Genomic DNA, 16878 nt, shown 5'->3' with positions numbered 1-16878 from the left:
ACGTCGCGCCCCGCAATTGCGGACCCGGCTGGGCGGTTCATGCACGTCAATGTATAGTCATGCATATGTCCGTGTCAGTCGCCGTTGCCGGAGCCAGTGGGTACGCCGGGGGTGAGGTCCTGCGCCTCCTGCTCGGCCACCCGGAGGTCGAGGTCGGCGCGCTGACCGCGGGCTCCAACGCGGGGGAGTGCCTCGGCGCCCTCCAGCCCCACCTGCTCCCGCTCGCCGACAGGGTCCTCGTCGACACCACGCTCGACCACCTCTCCGGCCACGACGTCGTCTTCCTCGGGCTGCCGCACGGCCAGTCGGCGGCCATCGCGCGGGCGCTGGGGACGGACACCGTCGTCATCGACTGCGGCGCCGACTTCCGGTTGACCGACGCCGCCGAGTGGCAGGCGTTCTACGGCGGCGAGCACGCCGGGTCCTGGCCCTACGGCCTGCCCGAGCTGCCCGGCCAGCGCGAGCTGCTCCGGGGCGCGCGCCGCATCGCGGTCCCGGGCTGCTACCCGACCGTCTCCACGCTGGCGATCGTGCCCGCGCTCGCCGCCGGCCTGGTCGAGCCCGACGTCACCGTCGTCGCCGCCTCCGGGACGAGCGGCGCCGGCAAGGCCGCCAAGCCGCACCTCCTCGGCAGCGAGGTGATGGGCAACGCCAGCGCCTACGGCGTCGGCGGCACGCACCGCCACACGCCTGAGATCGTCCAGAACCTCAGCAGCGTCCACGGGGCCGCGGTTCGCGTCGGCTTCACGCCGCTCCTCGTGCCGATGTCCCGGGGCATCCTCGCCACGGTCCAGGCGCCGCTGCTCGACGGCGTCACCGCCGAGGCCGTCCGCGACGCCTACGCGACGGCGTACGCCGACGAGCCGTTCGTCCACCTCCTCGCCGAGGGACAGTGGCCGCAGACCCAGTCCGTGCTGGGCTCCAACGCCGTGCAGGTGCAGGTCACCGTCGACGAGCGCGTACGACGAGTGGTGGCGGTGGCCGTGGTCGACAACCTCGCCAAGGGCACCGCCGGCGCCGCCGTCCAGTGCATGAACCTCGCCCTGGGCCTCGACGAGGCCACCGGGCTCTCCACGATCGGACTCGCTCCCTGATGACAGTCACCCACCCTGCCGGCTTCACCGCTGCCGGCGTCGCCGCCGGACTCAAGTCCACCGGCGCGAAGGACCTCGCCCTCGTCGTCAACCAGGGCCCGACCTACGACTCCGCCACCGTCTTCACGGCCAACCGCTGCAAGGCCAATCCCGTGCTGTGGAGCCAGGAGGTCGTCAAGGACGGCGTGGTCCGTGCTGTGGTGCTCAACTCCGGCGGCGCCAACTGCTACACCGGTCCGGAGGGCTTCCAGACCACCCACGCGGTGGCCGAGAAGGTCGCCGAGGGCCTGGGCATCGGCGCGATCGACGTGGTCGTCTGCTCGACCGGCCTGATCGGGCTCGCCAACGACCGCGACGACCTGCTCGCCGGTGTCGAGGCGGCCACCGCAGCCCTGTCCGCCGACGGGGGAGCGCAGGCGGCCGAGGCGATCATGACCACCGACTCGGTCAGCAAGAACGTCGTCGTCGAGGGCGCGGGCTGGTCGATCGGCGGGATGGCCAAGGGCGCCGGGATGCTGGCGCCGCAGCTCGCGACCATGCTCGTCGTCATCACCACCGACGCCGTCGTCCCGGCCGACGAGCTCGACGTGGCCCTGCGGGCCGCGACCGGGGTCAGCTTCGACCGGCTCGACTCCGACGGCTGCATGTCGACCAACGACACCGTGACGGTGATGGCCAGCGGCGCCAGCGGCATCACGCCGACTCCGGAGGACTTCACCGCCGCCCTCACCCAGGCCTGCACCGACCTCGCCATGCAGCTGCTCAAGGACGCCGAGGGCGCCGACCACGAGATCGCCATCACCACCCTGCACGCCGCCACCGAGGAGGAGGCCGTCGAGGTCAGCCGCAGCGTCGCCCGCAGCAACCTCTTCAAGGCGGCCGTCTTCGGCAACGACCCCAACTGGGGCCGCGTCCTGGCGAGCATCGGCACCACCTCCGCGCAGTTCGACCCCGCCGACCTCGACGTCGCGATGAACGGCGTCTGGGTGTGCCGGCGGTCGACGCCCGCCGCGGACCCTGCCACGGTGGACCTGACCGGCCGGGAGGTCAGCGTCACCATCGACCTCAAGTCCGGCGACGCCCGGGCGACCGTCTGGACCAACGACCTCACTCACGCCTACGTCCACGAGAACAGCGCCTACAGCTCATGACGACTCCCGAGACCAACCAGAGCCCGCGGCGTCCCGACCCGGCCAAGGCCCGCACGCTCGCCGCGGCGCTGCCGTGGCTCAAGCGCTACCACGGGCAGACGATCGTGGTGAAGTACGGCGGCAACGCCATGACCGACGACTCGCTCAAGGTCGCCTTCGCCGAGGACATCGCCTTCCTGCGCTTCGCCGGCTTCAAGCCCGTCGTGGTGCACGGCGGCGGCCCGCAGATCTCGCGGATGCTCGACAAGCTGGGCATCGAGTCCGAGTTCCGCGGCGGGCTGAGGGTCACCACTCCCGAGGCCATGGACGTCGTCCGGATGGTGCTCGTCGGTCAGGTCCAGCGCGAGCTCGTCGGGCTGATCAACCAGCACGGGGCGCTCGCCGTCGGCCTGTCCGGCGAGGACGCCGGGCTCTTCACCGCCGAGCCCGCCGTCACCGTCGTCGACGGGGAGGAGGTCGACCTCGGACTCGTCGGCGAGGTTGCCAAGGTGCGCCCCGAGGCGGTCCTCGACCTGATCGAGGCCGGCCGGATCCCGGTCGTCAGCTCCGTCGCGCCCGACGTCGACGGCCTGGTCCACAACGTCAACGCGGACACTGCAGCTGCGGCGCTCGCGGTCGCACTGGGGGCCCAGAAGCTGATGGTCCTCACCGACGTGGAGGGCCTCTACCGCGACTACGGCAACTCCGACGACCTCATCCAGGAGATCAGCCCCGAGGCGCTCGGCGAGATGCTGCCGACCCTCGACGCGGGCATGGTCCCGAAGATGCGCGCCTGCTACGAGGCCGTCACCGGCGGGGTGCCGCGTGCGACGGTCGTCGACGGCCGTGAGCCGCACGCGGTCCTGCTCGAGATCTTCACCGACGAGGGCGTCGGCACCCAGGTGCTGCCGGGCGTGCCCACCAAGATGCGCAAGCCCTACCCGACGGAGGCCCCCGCGTGAGCATCCAGGAGCGCTACACCGGCGCGGTCATGAACACCTTCGGGCCGCCGGCGCTGGCCCTCACCCGCGGCAAGGGCGCCCACGTGTGGGACGCCGACGGCAAGGAGTACGTCGACCTGCTGGCGGGCATCGCCGTCAACGCCCTCGGCCACGCGCACCCCGCGATCGTGGAGGCCGTGACCACGCAGCTCTCGACGCTCGGCCACGTCTCCAACTTCTTCGCCACCGAGCCCCAGGTCGCGCTGGCCGAGCGTCTCCTCGCCCTGCTGGGCTGGGCCGACGGGCGGGTGTTCTTCAGCAACTCCGGCACCGAGGCCAACGAGGCCGCCCTCAAGCTCACGCGGCGCACCGGACGCACCCGTCTCGTCGCCGCGGAGGGCTCCTTCCACGGCCGCACGATGGGCGCGCTCGCGCTCACCTCCAAGTCCGCCTACCGCGAGCCCTTCGAGCCGCTGCCCGGCGAGGTGTCGTTCGTGCCCTACGACGACGTCGCCGCGCTCGAGGCCGCTGTGGACGACACGGTCGCGGCCGTCGTCCTCGAGCCGGTCCAGGGTGAGGCCGGCGTGGTCGTGCCCTCGCCCGGCTACCTCGCCGCCGCGCAGCAGGTCGCCCGTGACGCCGGCGCGTTGTTCTGGCTCGACGAGGTGCAGACGGGCATCGGCCGGACCGGGGCCTGGTTCGCCCACGAGCTGGTCGAGGGCGTCGAGCCCGACCTCGTCACGCTCGCCAAGGGTCTCGGCGGCGGCATCCCGATCGGCGCCACCGTCGCCCGCGGCGCGGCCGCCACGCTGCTGCAGCCGGGCAACCACGGCACCACGTTCGGCGGCAACCCGGTCGCCTGTGCGGCCGCCCTCGCCGTCCTCGACACCATCGAGGCCGACGGCCTCCTCGAGGCCGTGCGGGACCGCGGTGACCAGCTCGCCCGGCTGCTCACCGACCAGACCGGCGTCGTGGACGTGACCGGTGCGGGCCTCATGCGTGGCGCCGAGCTCGACGGGCCGTACGCCGTGGAGGCGGTCGCCGCCGCCCGCGACGCCGGCTTCATCCTCAACGCCACGGGCCCCTCGCGCCTGCGCTTCGTCCCGCCGCTCGTGATCACGAGCGCGGACCTCGACGCCCTCGGCGCGGCGCTGCCCGCCATCCTCGACGCCGCTCGCACTGCAGCCGCCCGCTCGGACACGGAGACGACCCGATGACCCGCCACCTCCTCCGCGACGACGACCTGTCGCCGGCCGAGCTCCTCGAGGTGCTCGACCTCGCCGACCAGCTCAAGGCCGACCCGTTCGAGCACAAGCCGTTGGCCGGGCCGCGCACCGTGGCACTGGTCTTCGACCGGCCGACCCTGCGCACCCAGGTGTCGTTCGCGGCCGGCATCGCCGAGCTCGGCGGCAACCCGATGACCGTCGACGGCGGCCTCGCCGCGATGGGCTCGCGCGAGGGCGTGGAGGACGTCGCCCGCATCCTCGGGCGTCAGGCCGCCGCGATCGTGTGGCGCACCGCCCACCAGAGCGACGTCGTCACGATGGCCGATCACGCCGGGGTCCCCGTGCTCAACGCCCTCACCGACGAGTTCCACCCGTGCCAGCTGCTGGCCGACCTCCAGACCGTGCGCGAGCACACGGGCCGGCTCGCCGGCGTCCGGGCCGCGTTCGTGGGCGACGGCGCCTGCAACATGGGCAACTCCTGGGTCCTGGCCGGTGCCTCCGCCGGGATGCACGTGGTCGTCGGCGCCCCGGACGGCTTCATGCCGGACGCCGACGTCGTCGCGAGGGCCCGGGAGATCGCCCAGGACACCGGCGGATCGATCGAGCTCACCGTCGACCCGGTCGAGGCAGTGGGCGCGGCCGACGTCGTGATCACCGACTCGTGGGTCAGCATGGGCCGGGAGGAGGAGTCGCAGGAGCGTCTCCGCGTCTTCCCGCCCTACGGTGTCACCGAGGAGCTCCTCGCCCACGCCGCCCCGGAGGCCATCGTCATGCACTGCCTGCCCGCCTACCGCGGCAAGGAGATCTCCGAGGCCGTGATCGAGGGTCCGCAGTCGGTGGTGTGGGACGAGGCCGAGAACCGCCGGCACGCCCAGAAGGCGGTCCTGGCCTGGCTCCTGGAGCGGTCATGAGCGCCATGACGCCGCTGACGAAGGGCGCCCGTCACCAGCGGATCATCGACATCGTCACCGCCCACCCGGTGCGCTCGCAGACCGAGCTCGCCGACCTGCTCGGCGACCACGGCGTGCACGTCACCCAGGCCACCCTGAGCCGCGACCTCGTCGAGCTCGACGCGGTCAAGGTGCGCGGTGCCGACGGCGCGCTGGTCTACGCCGTGCCGGGGGAGGGCGGCGACCGGTCGGTCGTCGCACCCCGGGAGAGCGCCGCCGGTCGCGAGCGCCTGGCCCGGCTGTGCGCCGAGCTGCTCGTCAGCGCCGAGGCCAGCGCCAACCTGGTCGTGCTGCGCACCCCGCCCGGGGCCGCGCAGTTCCTGGCCAGCGCGTTCGACAAGGCCGACCTCGGCGACATCCTGGGCACCATCGCCGGCGACGACACCCTCCTCGTCATCGGACGCGACCCGCTGGGCGGTGACGCGCTCGCGCAGCGCTTCCTCGACCTGGCCAACCACCCCCACCACTCTGCCGCCGCACCCACTTCTGCAAAGGACGTCCTGTGAGCAAGGTCCTCACCTCCCTCCCCGTCGGCGAGCGCGTCGGCATCGCGTTCTCCGGGGGTCTCGACACCTCCGTCGCGGTCGCCTGGATGCGCGCCAAGGGGGCGGTGCCCTGCACCTACACCGCCGACATCGGGCAGTACGACGAGCCCGACATCTCCGGCGTGCCGTCGCGTGCCATGCAGTACGGCGCTGAGCTGGCGCGCGCGGTCGACTGCAAGACCCAGCTGGTGGAGGAAGGCCTCGCCGCCCTCGCGTGCGGCGCGTTCCACATCCGGTCCGGCGGTCGTGCCTACTTCAACACCACGCCTCTGGGCCGTGCCGTCACCGGCACGATGCTCGTGCGCGCGATGCACGACGACGACGTCAACATCTGGGGCGACGGCTCGACCTTCAAGGGCAACGACATCGAGCGGTTCTACCGCTACGGGCTGCTCGCCAACCCCGACCTGCGCATCTACAAGCCGTGGTTGGACGCGGACTTCGTCACCGAGCTCGGCGGTCGCCACGAGATGAGCGCCTGGCTCACCGAACGCGAGCTGCCCTACCGCGACAGCCAGGAGAAGGCGTACTCCACGGACGCCAACATCTGGGGCGCCACCCACGAGGCCAAGACTCTCGAGCACCTCGACGTCTCGCTCGAGACGGTCGAGCCGATCATGGGCGTGAAGTTCTGGGACCCGACTGTCGCGATCGAGCCCGAGGACGTGACGATCCGCTTCGACCAGGGCCGCCCGGTCGCCATCAACGGTGTCACCTACGACGACCCGGTCGCCCTCGTCCACGAGGCCAACACCATCGGCGGTCGCCACGGTCTCGGGATGTCCGACCAGATCGAGAACCGCATCATCGAGGCCAAGTCACGCGGCATCTACGAGGCCCCGGGCATGGCGCTGCTCTTCATCGCCTACGAGCGGCTGGTCAACGCGATCCACAACGAGGACACCGTCGCGCAGTACCACAACGAGGGCCGCAAGCTCGGGCGGCTGCTCTACGAGGGCCGCTGGCTCGACCCGCAGGCGTTGATGATCCGGGAGTCGATCCAGAGGTGGATCGCCTCGCTGGTCGTCGGCGAGGTCACCATCCGGCTGCGGCGCGGTGAGGACTACTCGCTCATCAGCACCAGCGGGCCCGCGTTCTCCTACCACCCCGACAAGCTCTCGATGGAGCGCACCGAGAACGCCGCCTTCGGTCCCACCGACCGCATCGGCCAGCTCACCATGCGCAACCTCGACATCGCCGACTCGCGCGCCAAGCTCGAGCTCTACGCCGCCCAGCCGCTCGACCAGGGCCAGGTGCTGGTCGAGAACGGCACGCTCTACGGTGCCATCGAGTCCGGTGGCTTCGACAGGATCACCGGCTCGGCGTCCGCCGAGGTGGACGAGGACGAGTTCGACGAGACGGCGCTCGAGAGCGCGGCGATGGAGTTCGGGACCGACTGATGGCAGACGCAGGCACCGGCACGACCAACGAGGGATCCCTGTGGGGCGGTCGCTTCGCCAGCGGTCCCTCACCGGAGCTCCAGGCGTTGTCGCGGTCCACGCACTTCGACTGGCAGCTCGCGCTGTACGACATCGCCGGCTCGCACGCGCACGCCAAGGCGCTCGCGGCCGCCGGTTACCTGACGGGGGAGCAGGAGGCCGAGATCCACCGCGGCCTCGACGTCCTCGCGCAGCGCTTCACCGACGGCGAGCTCGTCCCGCAGCCGACCGACGAGGACGTCCACGGCGCCCTCGAACGGCTGCTGCTCGAGGAGGTCGGGCCTGACATCGGCGGCCGCCTGCGCGCCGGTCGCAGTCGCAACGACCAGATCGCGACCCTGTTCCGGGCCTACCTGCTCGACCACTCGCTGGTGGTGTCGGGGCTGGTCTCGGACCTCGTCGACGCCCTCGCCGAGCAGGCAGCCGGGCACCTCGACGTGATCATGCCCGGGCGCACCCACCTGCAGCACGCCCAGCCGGTCCTGCTCGCCCACCACCTGCTGGCCCACGCGTGGCCGCTGGTGCGTGACCTCGAACGCCTCGACGACTGGCGTCGCCGGGTCGCGGCGGACTCGCCGTACGGCTCCGGTGCGCTGGCCGGTTCCAGCCTCGGCCTCGACCCGGAGCTGGTGGCCGCGGAGCTCGGCTTCACCGGCTCCACCGCGAACTCCATCGACGGCACGTCGGCGCGAGACTTCGTCGCCGAGCTCGCCTTCGTCCTCGCCCAGGTCGGCGTCGACGTCAGCCGGCTGGCCGAGGAGGTCATCCTGTGGTCGACGCGTGAGTTCGACTTCGTGACGCTCCACGACTCCTGGTCGACCGGGTCGAGCATCATGCCGCAGAAGAAGAACCCCGACATCGCCGAGCTGGCGCGCGGCAAGGCCGGTCGTCTGATCGGCAACCTGTCCGGCCTCATGGCCACGCTCAAGGCGCTGCCGCTCGCCTACAACCGCGACCTCCAGGAGGACAAGGAGCCGGTCTTCGACTCCGTCCACACCCTCGAGGTGCTGCTGCCGGCCTTCACCGGCATGGTCGCGACGCTGACGTTCAACACCGTCCGGATGGCCGAGCTGGCACCCCAGGGCTTCTCGCTGGCGACCGACGTCGCCGAGTGGCTGGTGCGCGAGGGCGTGCCGTTCCGCGACGCCCACGAGGTGGCCGGTGCGTGCGTACGCCGCTGCGAGGAGCTCGGGTGCGACCTGTCCGACCTCACCGACGACCAGCTCGTCGCGATCTCACCGTCCCTCACTCCGGAGGTCCGGTCCGTGCTGAGCGTCGAGGGATCCGTCGCCTCGCGCGCCGGGCGGGGCGGCACCGCTCCCATCCGGGTGCGCGAGCAGCTCGACGAGCTGCGCACCGCGAGCACGGCGCACCGTGACCGACTGGGCTGAGGGCGACCCGCTCGAGGTCGCCCCGCGCCTGCTCGGCTCGGTGCTGACGCTCGGTGGCGTCTCGGTGCGCCTCACCGAGGTGGAGGCGTACGCCGGCCCCGACGACCCGGGCTCGCACGCGTTCCGCGGACCCACGGTCCGCAACGCGGTCATGTTCGGTCCGCCCGGACGCCTGTACGTCTACTTCATCTACGGCATGCACCACTGCGCCAACCTCGTCACCGGACCGGACGGCAGCGCCGGTGCGGTGCTGCTGCGGGCGGGGGAGGTGGTGTCCGGGCTGGAGCAGGCGCGCGAGCGCCGCCCCGGAGTGTCCGACCGCGACCTCGCGCGGGGGCCGGCCCGGCTGTGCCGCGCCCTGGGCATCGACCTGGGCGCCAACGGCGTACGGCCGGAGATCGAGCCGGGGGAGTCACCGGTCCAGATCAGTACGGGCCCCCGGGTCGGACTGCGCCACGCGGCTGACCGACCGTGGCGGTTCTGGGTGACCGGCGACCCCACGGTGAGTGCCTACCGACCGGCCGCACCACGCCGCGCAGGCCGCTGACCTGCAGTTATGCGCGAAGGGCACCCCCGGTTTGTCATGTCAGCCGGACGTCGTCTAATGTTTCACCTGTCGCCGCAAGCGGCGCCGCTCCTGGCCAGAAGGCCAGCTGAGTCGGAAACCAGCTGTGACCACCGAAGCACGAAGATCCGCCGAGTTTGACGCGGAACGGAGCGCCCGGTAAGTTTCTGCAGGTTGCCCCGCGACCGAACCAGCTCCGCTGGCGAGGAACGGGTGCGTCTGATACTTGAGAACTCAACAGTGTGTTTGATTAGTCGACGAATTAGTTTGTTATGCCCCGTTGGCATCATGTGGAGCTTCGTGTGAAGCGTGGTGTCGCGGTTTCTTTGACAATGATTCTGACAACATGTCAGTTTTGTTCAGTCAGGGGATGTGGCTCTTATTGATAGTGGCTGCTCGTGCCTTTTGGTGTGGGTGGTTCATGTTTTTCGATGGAGAGTTTGATCCTGGCTCAGGACGAACGCTGGCGGCGTGCTTAACACATGCAAGTCGAGCGGAAAGGCCACTTCGGTGGTACTCGAGCGGCGAACGGGTGAGTAACACGTGAGTAATCTGCCCCTGGCTTTGGGATAGCCACCGGAAACGGTGATTAATACCGGATACGACCACTTCTCGCATGGGATGGTGGTGGAAAGTTTTTCGGCCAGGGATGTGCTCGCGGCCTATCAGCTTGATGGTGAGGTAATGGCTCACCATGGCTTCGACGGGTAGCCGGCCTGAGAGGGTGACCGGTCACACTGGGACTGAGACACGGCCCAGACTCCTACGGGAGGCAGCAGTGGGGAATATTGGACAATGGGCGGAAGCCTGATCCAGCAACGCCGCGTGAGGGATGACGGCCTTCGGGTTGTAAACCTCTTTCGGTGGGGACGAAGCGCAAGTGACGGTACCCACTAAAGAAGCACCGGCCAACTACGTGCCAGCAGCCGCGGTAATACGTAGGGTGCGAGCGTTGTCCGGAATTATTGGGCGTAAAGGGCTCGTAGGCGGTTTGTCGCGTCGGGAGTGAAAACCAGGTGCTTAACACCTGGCTTGCTTTCGATACGGGCAGACTAGAGGTATGCAGGGGAGAACGGAATTCCTGGTGTAGCGGTGAAATGCGCAGATATCAGGAGGAACACCGGTGGCGAAGGCGGTTCTCTGGGCATGACCTGACGCTGAGGAGCGAAAGTGTGGGGAGCGAACAGGATTAGATACCCTGGTAGTCCACACCGTAAACGTTGGGCGCTAGGTGTGGGATCCATTCCACGGGTTCCGTGCCGCAGCTAACGCATTAAGCGCCCCGCCTGGGGAGTACGGCCGCAAGGCTAAAACTCAAAGGAATTGACGGGGGCCCGCACAAGCGGCGGAGCATGCGGATTAATTCGATGCAACGCGAAGAACCTTACCTGGGTTTGACATACACCCTGCCGCTCCAGAGATGGGGCTTCTTTTGGGGGTGTACAGGTGGTGCATGGCTGTCGTCAGCTCGTGTCGTGAGATGTTGGGTTAAGTCCCGCAACGAGCGCAACCCTCGTTCTATGTTGCCAGCACGTAATGGTGGGGACTCATAGGAGACTGCCGGGGTCAACTCGGAGGAAGGTGGGGATGACGTCAAGTCATCATGCCCCTTATGTCCAGGGCTTCACGCATGCTACAATGGCCGGTACAAAGGGCTGCGATCCCGTAAGGGGGAGCGAATCCCAAAAAGCCGGTCTCAGTTCGGATTGGGGTCTGCAACTCGACCCCATGAAGTCGGAGTCGCTAGTAATCGCAGATCAGCAACGCTGCGGTGAATACGTTCCCGGGCCTTGTACACACCGCCCGTCACGTCACGAAAGTCGGCAACACCCGAAGCCGGTGGCCCAACCCTTGTGGAGGGAGCCGTCGAAGGTGGGGCTGGCGATTGGGACGAAGTCGTAACAAGGTAGCCGTACCGGAAGGTGCGGCTGGATCACCTCCTTTCTAAGGAGCACACACCCCGACCACTGGCGAATGTCTGGTGGCGCATGGTGGTGTCTCACTAGTGGAATCGTCGACGTCAGCTCCTCTCGTCCCTGTGGGGGTGGGGGTTGCTGGTTCACCTGGGTCCCGTGCATCTCGTTGGAGGTGGCGGGGGCAGGGTCAGGCACACTGTTGGGTCCTGAGGGATCAGCCGTGCAGAGCGATCTGTGTGGTTGGGCTTCTGTTCCTCCCTTTGCTCGAGGCCGCCTGTGGGTGGTTGAGGGTGTTGGTGGGGTTGTTGTTTGAGATCTGCATAGTGGACGCGAGCATCTTCGTGATGCGCCCGGTTGGCCGGCTTGGCTGGTTCGGGTGTGTTGCGAGTGTGTAATTGTGTTTTCGGCGCTGCCTGTTTGCCCCTTTTCCTGGGGGTGGGTGGTGTCGGAAAGCTGACCGGCTCATCCTTTGATTGGGGGTGGGTCGGGTGTTCTTTGGTCTTGTTTCGCGCCTCCTTGGTGGGGTGTGTGCAGCGTGTGTTGTTTTGACGTTGTTGAGACAAGCTATGAAGGGCACATGGTGGATGCCTTGGCATCAAGAGCCGATGAAGGACGTTGGAGCCTGCGATAAGCCCTGGGGAGTTGGCAACCAAGCTGTGATCCGGGGGTGTCCGAATGGGGAAACCCAGCACGAGTCATGTCGTGTTACCTGCACCTGAACACATAGGGTGTGTGGAGGGAACGTCGGGAAGTGAAACATCTCAGTACCGACAGGAAGAGAAAACAACAGTGATTCCGAGAGTAGTGGCGAGCGAAATCGGATGAGGCCAAACCTCAGATGTGTGATACCCGGCAGGGGTTGCATCTGGGGGGTTGTGGGACCGTTCAATTGAATCTGCCGGTTCAGTACAGAGTAAGAAACCAGTGTGGAAGTCGAAGTCGGTTGGAAAGCCGTACCGTAGAGGGTGATAGGCCCGTAGACGTAAAGCGCTGGCTCTGGAGCGTGTTCCCAAGTAACACGGAACCCCTGAAATTCCGTGTGAATCTGGCGGGACCACCCGTTAAGCCTAAATACTCCTTGATGACCGATAGCGGACAAGTACCGTGAGGGAAAGGTGAAAAGTACCCCTGGCGGGGAGTGAAATAGTACCTGAAACCGTGTGCCTACAATCCGTCGGAGCTTTGCCCTTGTGGTGGGGTGACGGCGTGCCTTTTGAAGAATGAGCCTGCGAGTTTGCGGTGTGTTGCGAGGTTAACCCGTGTGGGGAAGCCGTAGCGAAAGCGAGTCCTAATAGGGCGATTCAGTAGCGCGCTCAAGACCCGAAGCGAAGTGATCTATCCATGGGCAGGTTGAAGCGTCGGTAAGACGACGTGGAGGACCGAACCCACTTAGGTTGAAAACTGAGGGGATGACCTGTGGATAGGGGTGAAAGGCCAATCAAACTTCGTGATAGCTGGTTCTCCCCGAAATGCATTTAGGTGCAGCGTTGCGTGTTTCTTGCCGGAGGTAGAGCACTGGATAGCTAATGGGCCCTACAAGGTTACTGACGTTAGCCAAACTCCGAATGCCGGTAAGTGAGAGCGCAGCAGTGAGACTGCGGGGGATAAGCTCCGTAGTCGAGAGGGAAACAGCCCAGACCATCAGCTAAGGCCCCTAAGCGGTGACTAAGTGGAAAAGGATGTGGAGTCGCATTGACAACCAGGAGGTTGGCTTGGAAGCAGCCACCCTTGAAAGAGTGCGTAATAGCTCACTGGTCAAGTGATTCCGCGCCGACAATGTAGCGGGGCTCAAGTCATCCGCCGAAGCTATGGCATTCAGCGAATACATCAGCATCCACTTGATGGGTGTTCAGTGCGCTGGATGGGTAGGGGAGCGTCGTGTGGGCAGTGAAGCGCCGGAGTGATCCAGGTGTGGAGGCCACACGAGTGAGAATGCAGGCATGAGTAGCGAATCACGGGTGAGAAACCCGTGCGCCGAATGATCAAGGGTTCCAGGGTCAAGCTAATCTGCCCTGGGTAAGTCGGGACCTAAGGCGAGGCCGACAGGCGTAGTCGATGGACAACGGGTTGATATTCCCGTACCGGCGAAGTTGCGCCCATGACGAACCTGGTGATGCTAACCACCCGAAACTCATCGGACCGGACCCTTCGGGGCGAGGCTGGTGGGCGGAGCGTGGGACCCGAGCTGGTAGTAGTCAAGCGATGGGGTGACACAGGAAGGTAGCCCAGCCACAGCGATGGTTGTCTGTGGGCAAGCGTGTAGGACGTGGTGTAGGCAAATCCGCACCATCCACTTCAGTGTGGAGTCTGAGACGTGACGCGGAGCCTTAATGGTGAAGTGGGTGATCCTATGCTGTCGAGAAAAACCTCTAGCGAGCAACGAGCCGCCCGTACCCCAAACCGACTCAGGTGATCAAGTAGAGAATACTAAGGCGATCGAGAAAACCATGGTTAAGGAACTCGGCAAAATGCCCCCGTAACTTCGGGAGAAGGGGGGCCCGGATCGTGAACCCACTTGCTGGGGGAAGCGTGAAGGGCCGCAGAGACCAGGGGAAAGCGACTGTTTACTAAAAACACAGGTCCGTGCGAAGTTGTAAGACGATGTATACGGACTGACTCCTGCCCGGTGCTGGAAGGTTAAGAGGACCGGTTAGGCCTTTGGGCCGAAGCTGAGAATTTAAGCCCCAGTAAACGGCGGTGGTAACTATAACCATCCTAAGGTAGCGAAATTCCTTGTCGGGTAAGTTCCGACCTGCACGAATGGAGTAACGACTTTCCCACTGTCTCAACCATGGACTCGGCGAAATTGCACTACGAGTAAAGATGCTCGTTACGCGCGGCAGGACGGAAAGACCCCGGGACCTTTACTATAGTTTGGTATTGGTGTTTGGTACGGCTTGTGTAGGATAGGTGGGAGACTGTGAAACCTCGACGCCAGTTGGGGTGGAGTCAACGTTGAAATACCACTCTGGTCGTACTAGATGTCTAACCTAGGTCCGTTATCCGGATCAGGGACAGTGCCTGATGGGTAGTTTAACTGGGGCGGTTGCCTCCTAAAATGTAACGGAGGCGCTCAAAGGTTCCCTCAGCCTGGTTGGCAATCAGGTGGCGAGTGTAAGTGCACAAGGGAGCTTGACTGTGAGACAGACATGTCGAGCAGGGACGAAAGTCGGAACTAGTGATCTGGCCACGGCATGTGGAAGCGTGGTCACTCAACGGATAAAAGGTACCCCGGGGATAACAGGCTGATCTTCCCCAAGAGTCCATATCGACGGGATGGTTTGGCACCTCGATGTCGGCTCGTCGCATCCTGGGGCTGGAGTAGGTCCCAAGGGTTGGGCTGTTCGCCCATTAAAGCGGCACGCGAGCTGGGTTTAGAACGTCGTGAGACAGTTCGGTCCCTATCCGCCGCGCGCGCAGGAAACTTGAGAAAGGCTGTCCCTAGTACGAGAGGACCGGGATGGACGAACCTCTGGTGTGCCAGTTGTTCCGCCAGGAGCACGGCTGGTTGGCTACGTTCGGAAGTGATAACCGCTGAATGCATCTAAGCGGGAAGCACGTTTCAAGATGAGGTTTCCCACCCAATAATGGGGTAAGGCCCCCCACAGAACATGGGGTTGATAGGCCGGAGGTGTACAGCAGCAATGCCCAGCCGACCGGTACTAATAGGCCGAGGGCTTGTCCCAACCACGTACAAGACCACACACGCGCAAACCAACGAACACACACACTGTTCGCGTCCACTAGGCAGTTCCCAACCAACAAACCCAACCCCCCGAACAGCTGGGGGTGGTGGAGTTTGATGAGGTTGAAAGAGTTACGGCGGCCATAGCGAAACGGGAAACACCCGGTCCCATACCGAACCCGGAAGTTAAGCCTTTCAGCGCCGATGGTACTGCAACCGAGAGGTTGTGGGAGAGTAGGACGCCGCCGGACATACATTGTGAAAGTGGGGTCACCTTCGGGTGGCCCCACTTTTGCGTTCCCGGACATGGCGCGCGTGCTGTGACCGCCCAGCGTCCACAGGCCGCGTCCCAGCGCCCTCATCCACAGGCCGGTCACCACAGCGGTCACTCGTGTCGGTCGCGCTGAGCAGGCTGTCTCCCAGGAGGTGGACTGTGACGAAGACACAGACAAGAGGCCCGGCCAAGGACCTCACGAAGAAGGACCTGACCAAGAAGGACCTCGACAAGGACGAGGAGCTTCTCGAGGGCGCGGCCAACGCCGTACGCCTCGTGGGACGCCTGACGGGCGCGCCGACCGTGGTCGAGCTGCCGAGCGGGGACGCGCTGGTGACGTTCCGGGTCTCCGTGCCCCGGAGCTCGCCGTCGGGCGCGAACGCGACCGGCGTGACGACCCAGCGGGTGGACTCGGTGCCCTGCACCGCCTGGAGCCCTCGGCTCAGGAGGAGCGTCCTCACCTGGCGGGCCGGCGACCTCGTCGAGGTCTCCGGCGCCGTACGGTGTCGCTTCTACCAGGCTGGGGGAGCCACGCGATCGCGCGTGGAGGTGGAAGCGAGCGCTGCTCGGATCATCCGCCGTTCATCGGGCGCATGAGGACACCGAGGCTGGGCTTCGGCTGGAACGACGTGGCCTTCTCCGGCAGCAGGCCGCCCGACTCGACCAGCGCACGAACCTGGTCGAAGTCAGGGCTGGGCAGCAGCACCGCCGGAGACGTGGCGCTCGTCGCAGCGAGCGCGTCGTCCACGTTGTGGTGGGGCTCGACGCGTTCGACGGGCCGTGGCAGGCGGGTCAGCACGTGGTCGTGGAGCCACGAGACCGCAGCCTCGCGGGCCAGGTCGCCAGGGCCGACGGTGTGCCAGGTGTTCCCGTCGGTGAGGACGAGATGGGTGCTGTCCAGGGCGCTCAGGGCGTGTTGGCGCTCGTGGGCCGCCACCTCGGCACCGGCCGATTGCGCCGCCTCCACGAGGTCGTCGAGCGTGGTGCCCGGCAGCGTGCGGTGGATCGCGCCGAGGAACAGGGGCGTGTCGTCCTGGTCGACCAGCATCGCGAGTCCGGCGTCCCACGCGGTGCCGGGGTGCTCCTCCTGGAGGCGCACGTAGGCGGCGTACCGGTGGTGGCCGTCGGCGATCAGGCAGCTCGTGTCGGCCAGCAGCGCCCCGATCCGGGCCAGGACGTCCTCGTCGCGGATGGCCCAGATGCGCTGGCGCTGGTGGGTGCGGTCGAGGTAGCGCCAGTCGGGCTTGGCGCGAGCAACCTCGGCGATCACGTCCCGCAGCGCCTGGTCACCGTGGTGGACCAGCAGGATGGGCGCGGGGTTGAGGTCCATCTGCCACATCCGGTCGGCCAGCTCGCCGGCCTGCTCGGGGTGGATCGCCTCGTGCGGCCAGACGGCGCGCTCGGCCATGGTCTCGGCGCGCCGGGAGATCCCCAGCGCTCCGACCAGCCCTCGGATCGTCAGGCCGGCCGCCGTGTACTCGTGCAGGTAGAGCGCAGGCGCCGAGTCCTGCGTGGCGCGTCCCTGCTCGATCCACTGGAGCAGGCGGGACGCGACGTCGCGATAGGGTCGCGCGAGGGCCCGGGCGGACGCCGGGTCGCCCACCCGGCTCGGAGCCAGCATGACGGCCCTGAACGGGTGGAGCTCGAGGGGCTTCGCGACGTACGGCGGCACGACGGTGGCGAAGTCCATCGGAGCATCGTAGGGGGATGCTCGTCACAATC

General features: G+C 66.7%; 11 protein-coding genes and 3 rRNA genes. 13 read left to right on the top strand and 1 reads right to left on the bottom strand.

The window, feature by feature from the left end; all coding sequences use genetic code 11:
- The first annotated feature begins 65 nt into the window (after positions 1-65).
- The 13 genes from argC to ACS3YM_RS08600 all read left to right on the top strand — a co-directional run bounded on the left by argC (position 66) and on the right by ACS3YM_RS08600 (position 15753).
- Positions 66-1094, top strand: coding sequence for an N-acetyl-gamma-glutamyl-phosphate reductase (argC, locus tag ACS3YM_RS08660; RefSeq protein WP_439939655.1), 1029 nt, complete (start codon positions 66-68; stop codon positions 1092-1094).
- The gene (gene argJ / locus ACS3YM_RS08655; RefSeq protein ID WP_439939654.1) at positions 1094-2245 is read left to right on the top strand and encodes a bifunctional glutamate N-acetyltransferase/amino-acid acetyltransferase ArgJ; all 1152 of its coding nucleotides are present in this window, start codon (positions 1094-1096) and stop codon (positions 2243-2245) included. Before argC ends, argJ begins: the two co-directional genes overlap by 1 nt.
- A complete protein-coding gene (gene argB / locus ACS3YM_RS08650) occupies positions 2242-3186 on the top strand; it encodes an acetylglutamate kinase (RefSeq protein ID WP_439939653.1) in 945 nt (314 codons plus the stop codon). The genes argJ and argB overlap by 4 nt, the downstream gene beginning before the upstream one ends.
- Complete coding sequence (locus tag ACS3YM_RS08645) at positions 3183-4382, top strand: acetylornithine transaminase (RefSeq protein ID WP_439939652.1); 1200 nt, start codon at positions 3183-3185, stop codon at positions 4380-4382. Before argB ends, ACS3YM_RS08645 begins: the two co-directional genes overlap by 4 nt.
- Positions 4379-5302 carry an ornithine carbamoyltransferase gene (argF, locus tag ACS3YM_RS08640; protein ID WP_439939651.1) on the top strand — a complete coding sequence of 308 codons (924 nt, stop codon included), beginning with the start codon at positions 4379-4381 and terminating at the stop codon, positions 5300-5302. The genes ACS3YM_RS08645 and argF overlap by 4 nt, the downstream gene beginning before the upstream one ends.
- The gene (locus ACS3YM_RS08635) at positions 5299-5847 is read left to right on the top strand and encodes an arginine repressor (protein WP_439939650.1); all 549 of its coding nucleotides are present in this window, start codon (positions 5299-5301) and stop codon (positions 5845-5847) included. The genes argF and ACS3YM_RS08635 overlap by 4 nt, the downstream gene beginning before the upstream one ends.
- Positions 5844-7286 (top strand): argininosuccinate synthase, encoded by a 1443-nt coding sequence (argG, locus tag ACS3YM_RS08630; protein ID WP_439939649.1) that lies wholly within the window; start codon positions 5844-5846, stop codon positions 7284-7286. Before ACS3YM_RS08635 ends, argG begins: the two co-directional genes overlap by 4 nt.
- On the top strand, positions 7286-8716 hold the full coding sequence (gene argH, locus ACS3YM_RS08625; protein WP_439939648.1) for an argininosuccinate lyase: 1431 nt from the start codon (positions 7286-7288) through the stop codon (positions 8714-8716). Before argG ends, argH begins: the two co-directional genes overlap by 1 nt.
- Complete coding sequence (locus tag ACS3YM_RS08620; protein ID WP_439939647.1) at positions 8700-9263, top strand: DNA-3-methyladenine glycosylase; 564 nt, start codon at positions 8700-8702, stop codon at positions 9261-9263. Before argH ends, ACS3YM_RS08620 begins: the two co-directional genes overlap by 17 nt.
- Before the next feature lie 446 nt (positions 9264-9709).
- Positions 9710-11225: ribosomal RNA gene (locus tag ACS3YM_RS08615) — 16S ribosomal RNA — on the top strand.
- A 529-nt stretch (positions 11226-11754) separates the two neighbouring features.
- Positions 11755-14883 (top strand): 23S ribosomal RNA (locus ACS3YM_RS08610).
- Between the two features lie 132 nt (positions 14884-15015).
- Positions 15016-15133 (top strand): 5S ribosomal RNA (gene rrf / locus ACS3YM_RS08605).
- The 16S, 23S and 5S rRNA genes sit together here, the layout of an rRNA operon.
- 182 nt (positions 15134-15315) lie before the next feature.
- A complete protein-coding gene (locus ACS3YM_RS08600) occupies positions 15316-15753 on the top strand; it encodes a single-stranded DNA-binding protein (RefSeq protein WP_439939646.1) in 438 nt (145 codons plus the stop codon).
- On the opposite strand, the gene ACS3YM_RS08595 is transcribed toward ACS3YM_RS08600, so the two are convergent.
- Positions 15728-16846 (bottom strand): DUF1015 family protein, encoded by a 1119-nt coding sequence (locus ACS3YM_RS08595; protein WP_439939645.1) that lies wholly within the window; start codon positions 16844-16846, stop codon positions 15728-15730. The genes ACS3YM_RS08600 and ACS3YM_RS08595 overlap by 26 nt on opposite strands.
- Between the last annotated feature and the right edge of the window lie 32 nt (positions 16847-16878).

This window comes from Nocardioides sp. N13(2025) (assembly GCF_051912545.1).
Lineage (GTDB): Bacteria > Actinomycetota > Actinomycetes > Propionibacteriales > Nocardioidaceae > Nocardioides.
Note: the sequence above shows the minus strand (reverse complement) of the source record. Positions and strands in the feature narration are given on the sequence as shown.